The organism is Vreelandella sp. L-15, assembly GCF_056857635.1.
In genome coordinates this window covers 1-14,655 of record NZ_JBSXNN010000025.1, presented here as the reverse complement: position 1 = coordinate 14,655, position 14,655 = coordinate 1, and the positions used below count along the sequence as shown (strand labels likewise).

The window sequence follows — 14,655 nt, the reverse complement described above, 5'->3', positions numbered from 1 at the left end:
TATGAGCCAGGCACCGCTGCAGCAGTTTTACATACCCGAAGAGCAGTCGGTGTACCTGCTAAGCCATCACGATGCGCGAAAGCTAAAAGACTGGGTAGCGCTGTGCCAGGCGCAGCTTGCCCAGTTGGGCTATTCAAATATCGAGCTGATTGGTAAGGGGGCTTATGGGTTTGTGTTTGCGGGTAGCGCATGGCAGCAGGGCATGACTGCCCACTATGTGTTTAAGTTCTCGCGTATTACCTTGCCCACCCATCTACAAGAACGCCTCGAAGAAGAGGCGTTTATGCTTGATCAAGTGTCACACCCTCGGATACCTAAACTCATCACTTATCAGCGCTCACGCGGCCAGTCGATTCTGGTCATGGAGCGTGCGCCTGGCTGGAATCTGGAGCAAGTGTCGCTCAAGCAGGGAAGGCTCTCACCTCGGTTAATTATGCGCATCGCTGCACAGTTAGCAGACATCTTACAAGCACTGCGTCGTGAAACAGGCCCGAACGCGCGGCCGGTGGTACATGGCGACATTAAACCCTCTAATCTGGTCTTTGACGCCACCTGCGAGGCCATCGCGCTGATCGACTGGGGCTCATCGGTGTTCGCACAGTTGGATGAATCGCTTCAGTTCGTGGGCGCCAACGTAATGGAGTTGATGTCGGACAATCTGCAGCAAACCAATGCCCGGCTGGGGGATGTCTATTTTATCGGTGAAGAGCAGTTGAACGGAGCGCTCTCGTCGCCACGGTTCGATGAGCAGGGGGCGGCAGGTACGCTCTATGCGCTAGCGTCTGCGCAGTCCTGTCGTTTTGGCCATCGAGCAATTCCGGCCAGCTCATTGGGATTGCCCATTGAGTTCGCGCGCACGCTGGATGGCATGCTCGACCCCGACCCACAGGTGCGGCGTAAAGCGGGGGATTACTTTATTCGTGAAATGCCGCGCATGGCGAAGCTGGTTATGGTTGACCTGCCCATCGCCCCCCAAACGCCGCTAGTGCCCGTATGGGGAAAAGGCCTGCGTCGCCCGGCTAGCCAAGAGATCGATACCGTGGTGTACAGCTCACGAAAGGCGTTTTTACGCGAGGCAAGCGCTGAAGAGACGTTAAACGACGTCAATGATGTGCAGCTTGATCGCTACTACAAACAGTTTATGCAGGGCATGGGAGAAACCGAAAAAGCCTTTTTGGCTTCGGTGAGCCGGTTGGGCAAATACCCAGTCGTCGGTGGTTTAGCGGTGCGCTGGGAGCGGGAGGGGGTCTATATTGATTCGTCGCTCAACCTGCATGACCCAGCGCTAAAGCCCGCGTTTATCGAAGCGGTGAATAACATGGTGCACTTAGCACGGGCCATTCATCGCCAGGGGGTATTTAAAAGTTGTCTGTTCAATGCCCGCCAAACGCTGCACTTAGAGCGTGCTAGCCCTGAGGAGGCGTTTCACTGCCAGCCAGAGATGGCGATTAATTACGAAGTGAGCGCGGTGCCGGAAATGGAGGATCGCACCCGGCAGCACAGCTACTTTGAAGATGGTCCTGACCCAGAAGAGCTATTGGTGCTGCCGGATACCATTATGCAACTGCTTCAGCGGCTCAATGAGATTCACCATACCGGCATGATCATCTTTGAAGCGCTGCCCAAACATCTCAAAATCCATAGCTACTATCGGCTGCTCGACCCTCAACGCGAGCAGGAGTTTCGCAGCCTACTGAGCCGAATGCTGGCTGCTGTCAGTCAAATCGAGGGGCTGGGCGTGTCGGGGTTTATGAAGATGCCCTACAAAGACACGCGCTTTTTTACCCACTTAGAACGACAACCAGAGCACTTCTACCCCAAAGACCCAAAAGAGTATATAAGAAAAAGTGCCTTGCCCGCGCCGCCGCGTTAGGCGGCACTGTTAATTCGGCGCGTTTGTGATTAACCAGCTCGCCAACTGTTCGGTTAAACGGTCGGTGGCGCTACCAAAGGCGCTCACCACATCGGGTATCCCAGTGCTTGTGGCGCGCTCCCGAATCGCAAAGCTGGTGGAGGCCACGGGCTGTTGGTCCGCGCCGAGTAATTGAACGTCTAACTGCAGGTTAACGCTTGGCGGAGAGGTGTCATACTCGCTCTGAAAGTGGCGCAGCTCGCTTAATAGCAGCAAGTCGTGAGGGAGCCGATCGCTGCTCACGTTGGCGAACAGCTCTTGCTGCTGCAGCCCTGCAATCAGCTGGGCTTGCAGCATGTCCGGTGTATCTTCATGCCAGCGAGCACCCTCATACACATTGACCACATTGCCTTCGGGAAACACCACGATACGATTGCTGCTGAGCAGGTGGCCCGCTTCTGGTGTAGCGATACCCAGTCGCTCTGGCTGCGTGATGGTGGCAGGGTCGCTCTGCATCGTGGTAGCAGGCAAGCGATACAGCGTCGATGGCGCTTTCTCCGGTAAAATAGAGCAGCCCGAAAGGGTAAGTAAGGCACTTAGAAAAAAGCCGTTACGTAAAGCGTGCATGTTCATGGGTGGAACTCCTCTACTTGGTCGCGGCCTAGGAAAAAGTCCGTGGGGCTCTCCTCAAGCTCCCGTGTAATGCGGTCGAGGGTGGCGAGTGTCGAGCGTAACGCCGCTAGGGCCGGGGCAATGTCGCGAGTGCTTTGTAGAGTGCTTTCGACAGCACCCGCGTTATCGTTCACCAACTGTTCTATCCGCTGGGCAGCGCTGGCAACATTGCGGCTGGCGCTCTCTGCGCTGCGCATCACCTGCTGACCCTCCTGGCTCAGCAAGCGGTTCGCCTCTAGGCTAAGCGATTCGATGCTTTCAAGCGTGGTGGAGGCTTGGCGTGACACATCGCCAAAGAGCGCCATGTTTTCATCCAGGGCAGACTGCTGAGAGGCAATCATCTCGGTGATTTGGGCAATATTGGTCAGGATATTGCCTGCTTGCTCACGATTATTGTCATTGAAGAGCTCGTTCACACTCTGCAAAATCGCATTGAGGTTTTCGACCATCTCTTCGCCTTCGTCAAGCAGCGTAGCAATAGGCGACGGGTCGGCTTTAATGAAAGGCGTATCGGCGCTGCTCTGCGCTAGCAAGCGTTGGCTTTCTGGGGTGCCGCCATAGAGTTGCACGGACATACTGCCGGTAATGCTAGCAAAGGCTAGCTTTGCGCGGGTATCCACTTTAATCGGAGTGTCTTCATACACGCGAATAAGCGTGATCACTTGGCGTGGGTCGTCAGGGTTGAGGGAAAGCTCGGTGACATCGCCCACTTCAATGCCGTTGTACTGCACCTTGCTACCCACCGAGAGGCCGTTGACGCTGCGCTCGAACAAAATGCGGTAGGGTTGATAGTCGCGTTGGCCAGCCGCATAGCTCATCCAGAGCGCAAACAGCAGGGCGGCAGCGGCCGTCAGCACGGTAAACAGACCAATCAAAATATGGTGCGCGCGGGTTTCCATGTGCGTCACTCCTGAGAAGAGGTTAGGCCAGCAGAGCGCTGTGCAGCGCGTCCACGCGGTCCATTAAAGTAATCCTGTACCCACTCGTCGTCCGTTTTCGCGACGTTTTCCAGGGTATCCACCACCAGAACGCGTTTTTGCGACAGCACAGCGACCCGGTCGCAGGCCGCATAGAGGGTATCGAGGTCGTGGGTGACCAAAAAAACGCTAAAGCCCATTGCATCGCGCAGCGTGACCAGCAGTTGGTCAAACGCGGCGGCGCCAATGGGGTCGAGTCCTGCGGTAGGCTCATCGAGAAACAAAATATCCGGGTCCAGGGCGAGTGCCCTGGCAAGCGCGGCACGTTTCATCATGCCCCCAGAGAGCGATTCTGGAAATTGTCGGGCGGCATGAGGGGGCAGGCCTACCAGCGAGAGCTTGATACGCGCCAGATACTCGGCCTCTTGCCGAGAGAGTTTGGCGTGCTCGATAAGCGGCAGCGCAACGTTTTCTTGCAGGTTGAGCGAACTAAATAGCGCCCCACGCTGAAAGAGCACCCCAAAGCGCCGCTCGACTTGGCTGCGTTGGGACTCACTTAACTCATTTAACCGCTGGTTCAGCACTTCTACTGTGCCGTCATTTGGCCGCTTTAAGCCCACAATACTGCGCAGTAGAACTGATTTACCGGTACCTGAGCCGCCGACAACGCCGAGAATTTCGCCTCGGTAGAGGGTCAAGTCCAGCCCTTCGTGAACGACGTTGTCGCCAAATCGGTTCACCAGCCCCTGCACGCGAATAACCGCTTCATCGCGCTCAGGCTGTTGAGGCATCTCTGAATATCGCTCGGTCACCAGCCCATCTCCATGAAAAATAACGCCGCTAATGCATCGATGAGAATCACCATGAAGATGGCTTGCACCACACTGGATGTCGTGTGGGCACCCACCGATTGGGCACTGCCGCTGACTTTAAACCCTTCTAGGCAGCCAATGACGGCAATCACAAAGGCAAATACCGGCGCTTTGCTCAAGCCGACCAGAAAATGAGTGACCGACACGTCTTTTTGCAGTGTGGTGATGAACTGACTCACAGAAATATCCAACGATAGGGTGGCTACCACCGCGCCGCCGACGAGGCCGCTCAGCATGCCCACAAACGCCAGCAGCGGTAGGCTGATCAACATCGCCATCACCCGGGGAAGCACTAGCAGCTCAATCGGGTCGAGTCCCAATGTTTTGAGGGCATCAATCTCTTCGTTGGATTTCATTGCGCCAAGCTGGGCGGTAAAGGCGCTGGCAGTGCGGCCTGCCAAAAGTATCGCGGCCAAGAGCACGCCAAATTCCCGTAAAAATGAAAAAGCTACGAGATCAATGGTGTAAACCGTTGCACCGAAATCTTGGAGCACCGTGGCCCCTAAAAACGCCACCACTGCGCCCACCATAAAGGTTAAGAGCGCAACGATAGGTACCGCATTCAAGCCACTTTGCTGAATATGCGCGACGGTAGCGGTAATACGCCAGTGGCGGGGTCGAAACAGAAGTGAGGTAAATGTGGCCAGCACCAAGCCAATGAAAGCCAGTAGCTGGCGCTGCTGAGACCCCAGCGCCACCATTTGCTGGCCCACTGTCGCTAAGGCTTCGCTAATCCGGTTGGGTCGAGGTGGGGGGCTCTCAAGCGGAGCGTCCATAGCTTCGGCAATGCGTATCAACAAGGCCTGCTGCACCTGGGGAAGATCGTTTGCCCAGTCGCCAATTTGTTTGGTTTTTTCAACACCAAGCAGCTCAACGATCAGCGCCGCACCGGCGGTATCCAGCCCCTCAAAGCCGGGTAACGACAGCGAGGCCGAGCTTAGCTGCCCCTGCTGCTGTAGGGCGCGCTTCAGCTCAGCGTAGTGGCGTAGTGTCCATTCGCCGTGCAGCGAGACATGCTCGCCCTGTTGAGTGATCCACTCGTTTGGCATCCCTGCTCCTCAGTGCCTTCACATGCAGTGAAGGCCTATGATGCAATAAAACGAGCGTTAGTGAAAGGTAAGCCGTCGTTTCTTAACGTGACGCACGATACTTGGGGGCCAGCTCCTGCATAATTTTTGCTGCTACTTCCTTGAGTCTGGGGCCAAGGTTGTTGACCAATCGATCATGATCTAAACGCAGGCTAGAGCCACCGCAGTTAATCGCCATCACTTCGGCACCATCTTCTAAAATGAGCGGCATGGCCACGGCGCTGATATCCCGCTGCCAATCCTGTTCGGATAGGCAAAAGCCATACTCGGCATAGTCGCGCAGGCTCTGTTCAATACCGGCATGAAGGCGCGGCCAATCGCTGCCGTGAAACGCGGCTAGCTCTTGCATCACCTGTTGGCGGCGCTCGTCAGATAATCCGCACAGCCAGGCACGACCAATCGCCGAGGTGGCAATCGGTAGACGAGAGCCAACATCTAAGCGAATAATCAGCGGGCCGTGGCCGTGGCAGGTTTCCAGATACACCATGTCGCTGCGGTCGGCACCGCCCAGGCTCACGTTGCAGTCGGTGGCGTCGGCAAAGTGCTGTAAATGGGGGCGAGCAATTTCGCGAATGCCCATATTGGCCAGAAAGCGGTAACCCAGCGCCAGCACACCTGGCCCGAGGCGGTACTTCTCCAGGTGACGGTTGTGTTGCAGGTAGCCTAACTGGGTCAGCGTATAGGTTAACCGGGACACCGTGGGGCGCGGGATGTGGGTGCGATTAGAGAGCTCTGCATTGCCCAGGTACTCTTCCCCTGTTCCAAAAGCGCGGAGCAGTTCTAACCCCCGCGCAAGCGCGGTGACAAAGTTGCGATCTTTTTCGGGTGATTGCGGCTCATCAGCAGCGGCGTCGGTTGGTTCCATCAAGCGTCTCGGCTAATCAATCATTGAATGGCAAGTATCGCATACCTGCGCTGGGGCGTTGCAAAGCGCGATAAGAGAGCTTAGTCAACGCTTGGCCTGCGGCGCCTGCCTTAGATACTGTGCTAGCGCCGCAGGAGGGCGGTTAGCTGTCCAGGCGTTCAATGATGGTCGCGATGCCCTGGCCAACGCCAATACACATGGTGACCAGCGCATAGCGCCCGCCGGTGGCTTCTAGCTGGCGCAGCGCAGTGAGCGCCAAACGTGCGCCCGAAGCACCCAGCGGGTGGCCAATAGCAATGGCGCCACCGTTGGCATTGAGGCGCGGGTCGTCGGCAGAAAGCCCCAACTGTTGAACGCAGCCCAACACCTGCACCGCAAAAGCTTCGTTGATTTCAATCACGTCCATCTGCTCAAGCGAGAGGCCAGCCCGGGCCAGCGCTTTTTGCGAGGCGGGTACCGGCCCCAAGCCCATGACGCGGGGAGCAACGCCCGCCACGGCGCTGGCAACGATACGCGCTCGCGGAGCAAGCCCAGCTCGCTCGCCTGCTGCACGCGTGCCGACAATCAGCGCGGCAGCCCCGTCATTTAATCCAGACGCGTTGCCTGCGGTCACGACACCACCTTCAAACAGCGCGCCGAGTTTGGCTAGTTTTTCCTCGGTGCTTTCAGCGCGGGGGTGCTCGTCTTTATCTACCAACAGCGGCGGCTGTTTGCGTCCTTGAGGCACGTCTACCCCAAACATTTCGCCTTCATAAAAGCCGTTTGCCAGCGCCTTGGCATAGCGCGCTTGGGAGCGGGCGGCAAAGGCGTCGCTGGCCTCGCGGCCAATGTTCAGGTCGTGGGCAATGTTATCGGCAGTTTCCGGCATGCTGTGGCTGCCGTACTCTTTGGCAATCCACGGGTTGGGAAAGCGCGAGCCAATCACGGTATCAAACATCGGCTGATTGCGAGCGTAGGGGGAGTCGGCTTTGCCCAGCACGTAAGGCGCGCGGGACATGGACTCCACGCCGCCAGCCAAAAATAGCTCGCCCTCGCCCAAGCGTGCGGCGCGGGCGGCATCCATCATGGCGGCCAGGCCGCTGCCGCACAGGCGGTTGACGGTTTGGCCCGCCACCTCGATTGGCAGGCCCGCCAGCAGCGCCCCGTGACGGGCCACGTTACGGGAATCTTCCCCCGCTTGGTTCGTACAGCCCGCCAACACCTCTTCATAGCTCTCTGGGGAAAACGGATTACGCCCCACCAGTGCTTTTAGCGTCAGCCCCAGCAGTTCATCCGGGCGAATGGCCGCCAGGCTGCCGCCATGGCGACCAAAAGGGGTGCGTAACCCGTCGTAAATATAGGCGTCTTGCATGATTATTCTCCTTGTTTGTTTAAAGCCGTATTTGACGCTGAGATGTGTCAGCCCGTGGGTCCGTCGGTCAGCGGCATACCCAGCGCGGCGCGGCGGCGCAGCCACGGGCTAGGGCGATAGCGGGGGTCGCCGGTGGCCTCCAATAGGTTGTTCAAAATGGTCAGGATGCGCGAAGCGCCGTAGCGCTCGCCCAGACGCAGCGGGCCAAACGGGTAGCCCAAGCCAAGCTCCACCGCACGATCGATGGTGGCGGGCGCTGCGACGCCTTGCTGGGCGATATCGGCGCCCACATTGACGATGCACGCCACCACCCGCTGCAGCACAAAGCCGTTGCTGTCTTGAAGCGTGCTGACTGGGGTGCCGTCCGCATTCAACAGGCTGGCAGCGGCATCGATCAGATCGGGGCGGGTAATGGGGGAGGCCATCAGGCTGCGGCGCTTATCCAGCCCCGCCAGCATATCCACCGCGACGCACTGCTCGGCATTCAAGCCTTGGCGCAGCGCGCATTGAGTGGTGTCTTCACCCAGCGGTGTCAGCAGGCACAGCGCCTCGTTGCTGGGGTGATCACCCGACGCTAAAGGCCAGCCTGCCGCGTTGACGAGCTCGGCAAGGGCGGCGGCGCTGTCCGGGTCGTCTTGGCTGATCCATACGGGGCAAGGAGAGACTGCCGAAATGGCGGGTTCATCCGGCATCTGCTGCTGACCATCCACGTAGCGATAAAAGCCCTCACCGGTTTTGCGCCCCAGCAAGCCCGCCGAGAGCCGCTGGCGAGTCAGCGGTGAGGGGCGAAAGCGCGGCTCTTCGTAATACTGGTGGTACACCGACTCCATCACCGCATGGGAAACGTCCAGGCCCGTCAGGTCCAGCAGCGTGAAGGGTCCCATTCGAAAGCCACCTTGGTCCACCATGATGCGGTCGATGGTAGCGGGGTCGGCCACGCTCTCACTCAGAATGCGCAGCGCTTCGGTACCAAAAGCGCGCCCGGCGTGATTGACCAGAAAGCCAGGGGTGTCGGTGGCCTGGGCGGTAAAGTGGCCCATGGCTGTGCCCAGGGCGTTGACCCGCTGGGTAACGGTGTCGGCGGTACGTAACCCTGGAATCACTTCCACGATCTTCATTAGCGGAACGGGGTTGAAGAAGTGAAAACCAATCACCCGCTCAGGGTGCTGGCAGGCGGCGGCAATGGCGGTCACGGAGAGCGAGGAGGTGTTGGTGGCGAGCACGGCATCCTGGCGAACAATGCCCTCTAAATCGCTAAACAGCCCCTGCTTGGCTTCCAGCTTCTCGATAATTGCTTCAACGACGATATCGCAGGGGGCGAGGGCGGCGAGGTCGCGGGCCTCAATCAATCGTTCGCCGTACTGCTCGGCTTGGGCTTGGGTAATCCGCTGCTTGTCGGCGCTACGCTGCCATAACCCATTAATAAAGGCAGTCGCTTCCGCCACCGCGCCTTCTTTTACATCAAATAGCATGACGTTCAGGCCTGCCTGCGCGGCGAGCTGAGCAATCCCTCTACCCATGGCCCCGGTGCCGACAATGCCAAGAGTGTTGAACGAATGGGCGACTGCGTCGTTGGACATAGGTCAAAATCCTCGCTGCAAGGGTTTATTGTTCTGCATTGCAAAATAGCATTTCGTTTATTGACTGCCATCCTAGGCTATGCAAAAGTGCCTGACAAGAGAGTGAACGCTAGTTTCGCCATGCAGAATTATTGCAGGCCTCACTGCCCGCGCGAACGCCAACCATAAAAATATCGTTGCTACCAGGAGCCGTTATGATCCGTGATCCCGAACTGCTGAATCAGTTGGTTGATACCATTGCCCGCTTTGTACGGGAGCGTTTGATTCCCAATGAGGCACGGCTTGCCGAAGAGGATGCAGTGCCCGCCGAGATCCTGGCGGAAATGAAGGAGATGGGGCTGTTCGGGCTATCCATTCCTGAAGAGTACGGCGGCTTAGGGCTCACGATGGAAGAAGAAGCTCTGGTAGCCATGGAAATCGGCAAAACGTCTCCCGCGTTCCGGTCGGTATTCGGTACGAATAATGGTATCGGTGCCCAAGGCATTCTGATTGACGGCACTGAAGAGCAGAAAGCCAAATACGTGCCGCACTTGGCCACCGGGGAAATTCTTAGTTCGTTCTGCCTGACCGAGCCGGACTCTGGCTCCGATGCCGCCAGCCTGCGCACCACCGCCGTGCGCGATGGCGACCACTACGTGTTAAACGGCACCAAGCGCTATATCACCAACGGCCCGGAGGCGGACCTCTTCACCGTGATGGCGCGTACCGATCCAGACAACAAAGGCGCTGGCGGTATCTCCGCCTTTATTGTTGAAGGCAATACGCCCGGTCTGATTCGCGGCCCGGCGGATAATAAGATGGGCCAGAAGGGCGCGCATACCTGCGATATCATTTTTGATAACTGCCGTGTACCGGCTGAAAACATCATTGGCGGTAAAGAGGGACAAGGCTTTAAAACCGCCATGAAAGTGCTCGAGCGTGGGCGGCTGCATATTTCCGCCGTGTGTGTGGGCGTGGCCGAGCGCTTAGTAGACGAGTCGCTGCGCTACACCATGGAGCGTAAGCAGTTTGGTGCTCCGCTGGCGGAGCACCAACTGGTACAGGCCATGCTGGCAGATAGCAAAACCGAGGCCTACGCAGGCAAAACCATGGTCATGGACGCCGCACGCCGCAAGGATGATGGCGAAAACGTCTCAACCCTAGCCTCCTGCTGCAAGCTGTTCTGTGCCGAGATGGTGGGGCGCGTCGCGGATCGCGCCGTGCAGGTGCACGGCGGTGCGGGCTATATGTCGGAATACGCCGTTGAGCGTTTCTACCGCGATGTGCGCTTGTTCCGCATTTACGAAGGGACGACGCAAATTCAGCAGCTGGTGATTGCCCGGAACATGGTGCGGGAGGCGTCCTAATGGCTCTGTCGGTCCCTTACCAAGCGCCAGATGAGAAAATCTTTGGCCGTCTGGCAAGCGAGCTGTTAGCAGAACTTCCCGAGCGCTTGAGCACCCGCGTGCTGGAAAATGCGAAACGCCTAGCGGATCACCCCGCGCTTGTGGATGGCAACGTCCGCTGGAGCTACGCCGAGCTGGGACAAGAGATTCATGCCGCCTGCGAGTGGTTAGCTAATTTAGGCATACGGCCCGGCGACCGTATTATGACGGTCAGTGAAAACTGCCGTGCCCTGGTGGTACTGCTGTTGGCCGCCAGTGAAATGGATGTTTGGGTCGCGATTGTCAATTCGCGCCTCTCCGCTCAGGAAGTGGATTTAATTCAGGGCAACTGCCTGCCGCGCCGAGTGTTTTACACCTGCGAAGCCTCCCCAGAGGCGAGCCAGCACGCCGAGCGCCACGCGGCCGACCGCTATCAGCATCCGCAGCTCGGCAGCCTGGCGATTTCACCGCTATTTGAGAGCGAGCCAGAGCCTGTTCACGCAAGCGGTGCTGAACAGGTGGCGGCGATGATCTACACCTCAGGTACCACCGGTACGCCGAAAGGCGTCATGCTGACCCATCGCGGTATTCTGTATATCGCTTCTATTTCCGGCGGCATGCGCCATCTGAGCGAAGGGCAGCGGGTGTATGGCGTGCTGCCCATGTCTCATGTGTTTGGTCTCTCATCGGTGTGTATGGGCTCGCTGTATAACGGCGCGTGCCTGTACACCGTGCCCCGCTTTGACGCGGTACAGCTGCTGGCAACGCTCAAAGAGGAGCGCATTACCGTGCTTCAGGGCGTGCCTGCTATGTACGCTCGCGCCCTGGAGTACTTGAAGCGTGAGCAGCGCGCGTTAGAAGCACCTGCGCTTATCTATATCTCCGCAGGCGGCTCGCCGCTGGATAGCGATACCAAAAAACGCGTGGAAGCTGCGTTTGGCCTAACGCTTCATAATGGCTACGGCCTCACCGAAGCCAGCCCCACGATTAGCCAAACCCGCATCGATGATCGTCACCAGAGCAGCACCGTAGGCCGCGTGCTGCCGCTGTTGGAGTATCGGCTGGAACCCTTGGGTAGCAGCGGCACATCAGAAAAAGCGGGCGATGAGATCGGCGAGCTGTGGGTGCGTGGCCCTAATATCATGAAAGGTTACTTCCGCCAGCCGGATGCCACCCTCGCCACCTTAACGGAAGATGGCTGGCTCAATACCGGTGATATCGCCAAACTGGATCACGACGATCAGCTCTATATCGTGGGCCGCAGTAAAGAGCTGATTATTCGCTCGGGCTTCAACATCTACCCGCCGGATGTAGAAGCAGTGATTAATGAGCATCCTGCGGTGACCTTAACCGCAGTGGTTGGGCGGCAGGTGGCAGGCAATGAAGAGGTCGTGGCATTTGTGCAGTGCGAGCCGGGCGTTGAGGTTGATATGGCAGAACTCAAAGCCTTTATTGCCGAACGGCTTGCGCCTTATAAGCGTCCGACCCAAATTGTGCTGATGGATGCGTTGCCTTCCACCGCCAGCGGTAAGATTTTAAAAGGGCGGCTACGCGACTTGGCCCAGCAGGAGAGCGCTTTATGAGCGAAATAGACGGCGCTGACGCCTCCATCACACCGCAGGCGCTGATGGGTTATCACGAACTGCTGGGCATGCACGTGGTGGAGTGGGAAGAGGGGCGCGCGGTAGTGGAACTCACCATTGAACCCAAGCACCTTAACCGCAGCGGCAATGTGCATGGCGGTGTACTGGCTTCCATGCTGGACAGTGCCTTAAGCCTAGCGGGCCTGCACTGCGATGTGCCGGGGAATATTCGTCGTGGGATGACGCTGTCACTCACTACCACCTTTGTGGGGCCTGCTCGGCAAGGCGTGTTAAGGGCCACGGGCACGCTGCGTGGCGGCGGGCAAAAAACCTTCATGACCAGCGGTGAGATCGTGGATGAGCAGGGCAATCTTGTCGCTATGGGCGAAGGCGCGTTTCGTCGCCGCAGCGGCAGCGAATCGTCACAAGGCGTTCCCGACCCGCAGTTGAGGGAGCCTAGCGAGTGAGCCCAGCCCGCCTGCGGGTTTCCTGTTTGCTACTGGTGACGCTTGCCACGCTGATTCATTTGGTGGGTGGCAGCGTGGCGTGGCAAGCCGCAGGCATCGTTGTGCTGCTGCTTTATTTGATGACCCTGAAAGGTCAACTCACCCGCATGGCCAAGGGGCTGCTGTGTGCCGCTGGCGTGCTCACACTGTTCGCGCTGTGGCGCTCGCCCACGCCTGGGCAGCTGCTGTTTGAGGCGAGCGGGCGTTTTGCGTTTTTTGCCACCTTTATAGTGGCGCTGAGTATGCTGCGCTTACCTGCCTATCGCTCCCGTTTAGTGCGCCACTGCGGGCAAAGCATGTTGCTTCAACCCCCCAGCCGCCGTTATCCGATCTTATCCCTGGGCTCGGCGCTGTTTGGCATCATTCTGAACATTGGCGTGCTGAATCTGTTCGCCGCGATGATCGAGAAGAGCAATACCCTCAGTGCGGCACAGGGGCGCGCTTGGGTACAGCAGGCGCGCCAGCGGCGCATGATGCTGGCGCTACTGCGCGGATTTTCGCTGGCCCCGCTGATTTCGCCCATGGGCATTGGGGTAGCCGTGGTGCTCTCGAGCCTTCCCCAGGTCACTTGGCCACAGTTGGCACCCTATATTCTAGGAGCCGCCGGGCTGATTTTTATGGCGGGCTGGGCGGTGGACTATGTCACCGGCCCGCATCCACCCGCCAATAAAACCTATGTCACCCCGTCGTTGCGCCCGTTGGCGCAGTTTAGCGTTTTGCTAATCGGCATTGTGGCGCTGGTGTTTTCCATTGCGTGGCTGCTGGAGTTACGACTGCCCATTGCCGCGCTGCTGGGCGCGCCTACCGGGGCGCTTTTATGGCTGGCTTGGCAGCGTCGTAGGCTAGGCTATGGTGGATTGCCTGCCGCCATAACGGCGGTGCATCGTCAGCTACCTTGGTTGCTGTCTCCCAGCGCTAATGAAATCGTGGTGCTGGGGGCGGCAGGCTATTTGGGGCATGTATGCGTGGGCTTGGTGGATACTCAGCAGCTAGCACCGCTATTGGCGGTGCTAGACCCGCTGGGCACTTTGAATGCGGTGTTGGCCATGCTGATGGTGGTGGGGCTAGCGCAAATAGGCGTCAACCCGATTGTCACGGTGACGCTGTTGGTGGGCTTGCTCCCCACGATGGGCATTGAGGGGTTAACGCCTGAGCTGATTGGGGCATCGTTAATGGTAGGCTGGGCGCTGGCGCTGATGTCATCACCCATGACCGCTTCCATGCTGATTCTCTCGCGCTTTACCGGCGTACCCGCCACCCGCATCGGTTACCGCTGGAACGGGCGCTTTCTGGTCGCTGCCATCCCGCTGCTGGCGTTATGGTTTGGTTGGTCGCCTTTCTGAGGTGGGATGTTCAAGGAAACGCTTGACCTTTGGCAGGCGTTTTTTTATTGTTATTTTTATAAAGTGAAATATTATTTTGCTATGCGGAATAAAAAGCCGATGGTTCAATCGCTGGAGCATGCCTTATGAAAATCCTCGTCGCGGTGAAACGCGTCATCGACTACAACGTCAAAATCCGCGTTAAAGCGGACCACTCTGATGTGGACCTTACCAACGTCAAAATGGCCATGAACCCCTTCTGCGAAATTGCCGTGGAAGAGGCAGTGCGCCTGAAAGAGAAGGGCGTAGCCACCGAAGTCGTGGCCGTGACCGTGGGCCCCAAGGCCGCCCAAGAGCAGCTGCGCACTGCGCTGGCGCTGGGGGCTGACCGCGCCATCCACATTGAAACCGACGAACGCGCCGAATCGCTGGCGGTGGCCAAACTGCTGGCCAAAGTGGTAGACGAAGAGCAGCCCGGCCTCGTCATCCTCGGCAAGCAGGCCATCGACACCGACAACAACCAGACCGGCCAGATGCTCGCTGCGCTGACCAATCTGCCGCAAGGCACCTTCGCCTCAGAAGTCGCGGTAGATGGTGACAAGGTCAACGTGACCCGTGAAATCGACGGCGGCCTGCAAACCGTCGCGCTGACACTCCCGGCCATCGTCACCACTGACCTGCGC

The 14,655-nt window shown here is 58.3% G+C and carries 13 protein-coding genes; 6 read left to right on the top strand and 7 right to left on the bottom strand.

All coding sequences use genetic code 11. From position 1 onward, the window contains the following. Position 1: 1 nt before the first annotated feature. Complete coding sequence (locus AC13CY_RS02430; RefSeq protein ID WP_253557086.1) at positions 2 to 1,873, top strand: protein kinase domain-containing protein; 1,872 nt, start codon at positions 2 to 4, stop codon at positions 1,871 to 1,873. Between the two features lie 9 nt (positions 1,874 to 1,882). Here the strand turns inward: AC13CY_RS02430 and AC13CY_RS02425 are convergent, their stop codons facing one another. The 7 genes from AC13CY_RS02425 to AC13CY_RS02395 all read right to left on the bottom strand — a co-directional run bounded on the left by AC13CY_RS02425 (position 1,883) and on the right by AC13CY_RS02395 (position 9,197). Continuing rightward, complete coding sequence (locus AC13CY_RS02425) at positions 1,883 to 2,485, bottom strand: ABC-type transport auxiliary lipoprotein family protein (protein ID WP_058576355.1); 603 nt, start codon at positions 2,483 to 2,485, stop codon at positions 1,883 to 1,885. Continuing rightward, positions 2,482 to 3,423, bottom strand: a complete 942-nt coding sequence (locus tag AC13CY_RS02420) for an MlaD family protein (RefSeq protein WP_253557084.1) — start codon at positions 3,421 to 3,423, stop codon at positions 2,482 to 2,484. The genes AC13CY_RS02425 and AC13CY_RS02420 overlap by 4 nt, the downstream gene beginning before the upstream one ends. A 5-nt stretch (positions 3,424 to 3,428) precedes the next feature. After that, positions 3,429 to 4,232, bottom strand: a complete 804-nt coding sequence (locus AC13CY_RS02415) for an ABC transporter ATP-binding protein (protein ID WP_253557089.1) — start codon at positions 4,230 to 4,232, stop codon at positions 3,429 to 3,431. Between the two features lie 17 nt (positions 4,233 to 4,249). Beyond that, on the bottom strand, positions 4,250 to 5,362 hold the full coding sequence (locus AC13CY_RS02410; RefSeq protein ID WP_253557083.1) for an MlaE family ABC transporter permease: 1,113 nt from the start codon (positions 5,360 to 5,362) through the stop codon (positions 4,250 to 4,252). Positions 5,363 to 5,444: 82 nt separating this feature from the next. Beyond that, the gene (locus AC13CY_RS02405) at positions 5,445 to 6,266 is read right to left on the bottom strand and encodes an IclR family transcriptional regulator (protein WP_044629405.1); all 822 of its coding nucleotides are present in this window, start codon (positions 6,264 to 6,266) and stop codon (positions 5,445 to 5,447) included. A gap of 142 nt (positions 6,267 to 6,408) precedes the next feature. Then, entirely contained in the window at positions 6,409 to 7,617 is a 1,209-nt protein-coding gene (locus AC13CY_RS02400) for a 3-oxoadipyl-CoA thiolase (protein ID WP_137094096.1), read from the bottom strand. Between the two features lie 47 nt (positions 7,618 to 7,664). Then, the gene (locus AC13CY_RS02395) at positions 7,665 to 9,197 is read right to left on the bottom strand and encodes a 3-hydroxyacyl-CoA dehydrogenase (RefSeq protein ID WP_213261970.1); all 1,533 of its coding nucleotides are present in this window, start codon (positions 9,195 to 9,197) and stop codon (positions 7,665 to 7,667) included. A 194-nt stretch (positions 9,198 to 9,391) separates the two neighbouring features. Between AC13CY_RS02395 and AC13CY_RS02390 the strand changes: the two genes are divergently transcribed. The 5 genes from AC13CY_RS02390 to AC13CY_RS02370 all read left to right on the top strand — a co-directional run. Further along, entirely contained in the window at positions 9,392 to 10,543 is a 1,152-nt protein-coding gene (locus AC13CY_RS02390; RefSeq protein WP_483052255.1) for an acyl-CoA dehydrogenase family protein, read from the top strand. After that, positions 10,543 to 12,144, top strand: a complete 1,602-nt coding sequence (locus tag AC13CY_RS02385) for a class I adenylate-forming enzyme family protein (RefSeq protein ID WP_483052254.1) — start codon at positions 10,543 to 10,545, stop codon at positions 12,142 to 12,144. Before AC13CY_RS02390 ends, AC13CY_RS02385 begins: the two co-directional genes overlap by 1 nt. Beyond that, positions 12,141 to 12,611, top strand: a complete 471-nt coding sequence (locus tag AC13CY_RS02380) for a PaaI family thioesterase (RefSeq protein ID WP_044629400.1) — start codon at positions 12,141 to 12,143, stop codon at positions 12,609 to 12,611. Before AC13CY_RS02385 ends, AC13CY_RS02380 begins: the two co-directional genes overlap by 4 nt. Further along, positions 12,608 to 13,993 (top strand): hypothetical protein, encoded by a 1,386-nt coding sequence (locus AC13CY_RS02375; protein WP_230834186.1) that lies wholly within the window; start codon positions 12,608 to 12,610, stop codon positions 13,991 to 13,993. Before AC13CY_RS02380 ends, AC13CY_RS02375 begins: the two co-directional genes overlap by 4 nt. Positions 13,994 to 14,118: 125 nt before the next feature. After that, the coding region (locus AC13CY_RS02370; RefSeq protein WP_483052253.1) for an electron transfer flavoprotein subunit beta/FixA family protein at positions 14,119 to 14,655 on the top strand (537 nt) is incomplete at its 3' end.

Coding starts and splice junctions, on each gene's coding strand:
- AC13CY_RS02410 (WP_253557083.1), bottom strand. CDS start 5,362: ATGCCAAACGAGTGGATCACTCAACAGGGCGAGCATGTCTCGCTGCAC.
- AC13CY_RS02385 (WP_483052254.1), top strand. CDS start 10,543: ATGGCTCTGTCGGTCCCTTACCAAGCGCCAGATGAGAAAATCTTTGGC.
- AC13CY_RS02405 (WP_044629405.1), bottom strand. CDS start 6,266: ATGGAACCAACCGACGCCGCTGCTGATGAGCCGCAATCACCCGAAAAA.
- AC13CY_RS02415 (WP_253557089.1), bottom strand. CDS start 4,232: ATGCCTCAACAGCCTGAGCGCGATGAAGCGGTTATTCGCGTGCAGGGG.
- AC13CY_RS02430 (WP_253557086.1), top strand. CDS start 2: ATGAGCCAGGCACCGCTGCAGCAGTTTTACATACCCGAAGAGCAGTCG.
- AC13CY_RS02400 (WP_137094096.1), bottom strand. CDS start 7,617: ATGCAAGACGCCTATATTTACGACGGGTTACGCACCCCTTTTGGTCGC.
- AC13CY_RS02395 (WP_213261970.1), bottom strand. CDS start 9,197: ATGTCCAACGACGCAGTCGCCCATTCGTTCAACACTCTTGGCATTGTC.
- AC13CY_RS02425 (WP_058576355.1), bottom strand. CDS start 2,485: ATGAACATGCACGCTTTACGTAACGGCTTTTTTCTAAGTGCCTTACTT.
- AC13CY_RS02420 (WP_253557084.1), bottom strand. CDS start 3,423: ATGGAAACCCGCGCGCACCATATTTTGATTGGTCTGTTTACCGTGCTG.
- AC13CY_RS02390 (WP_483052255.1), top strand. CDS start 9,392: ATGATCCGTGATCCCGAACTGCTGAATCAGTTGGTTGATACCATTGCC.
- AC13CY_RS02380 (WP_044629400.1), top strand. CDS start 12,141: ATGAGCGAAATAGACGGCGCTGACGCCTCCATCACACCGCAGGCGCTG.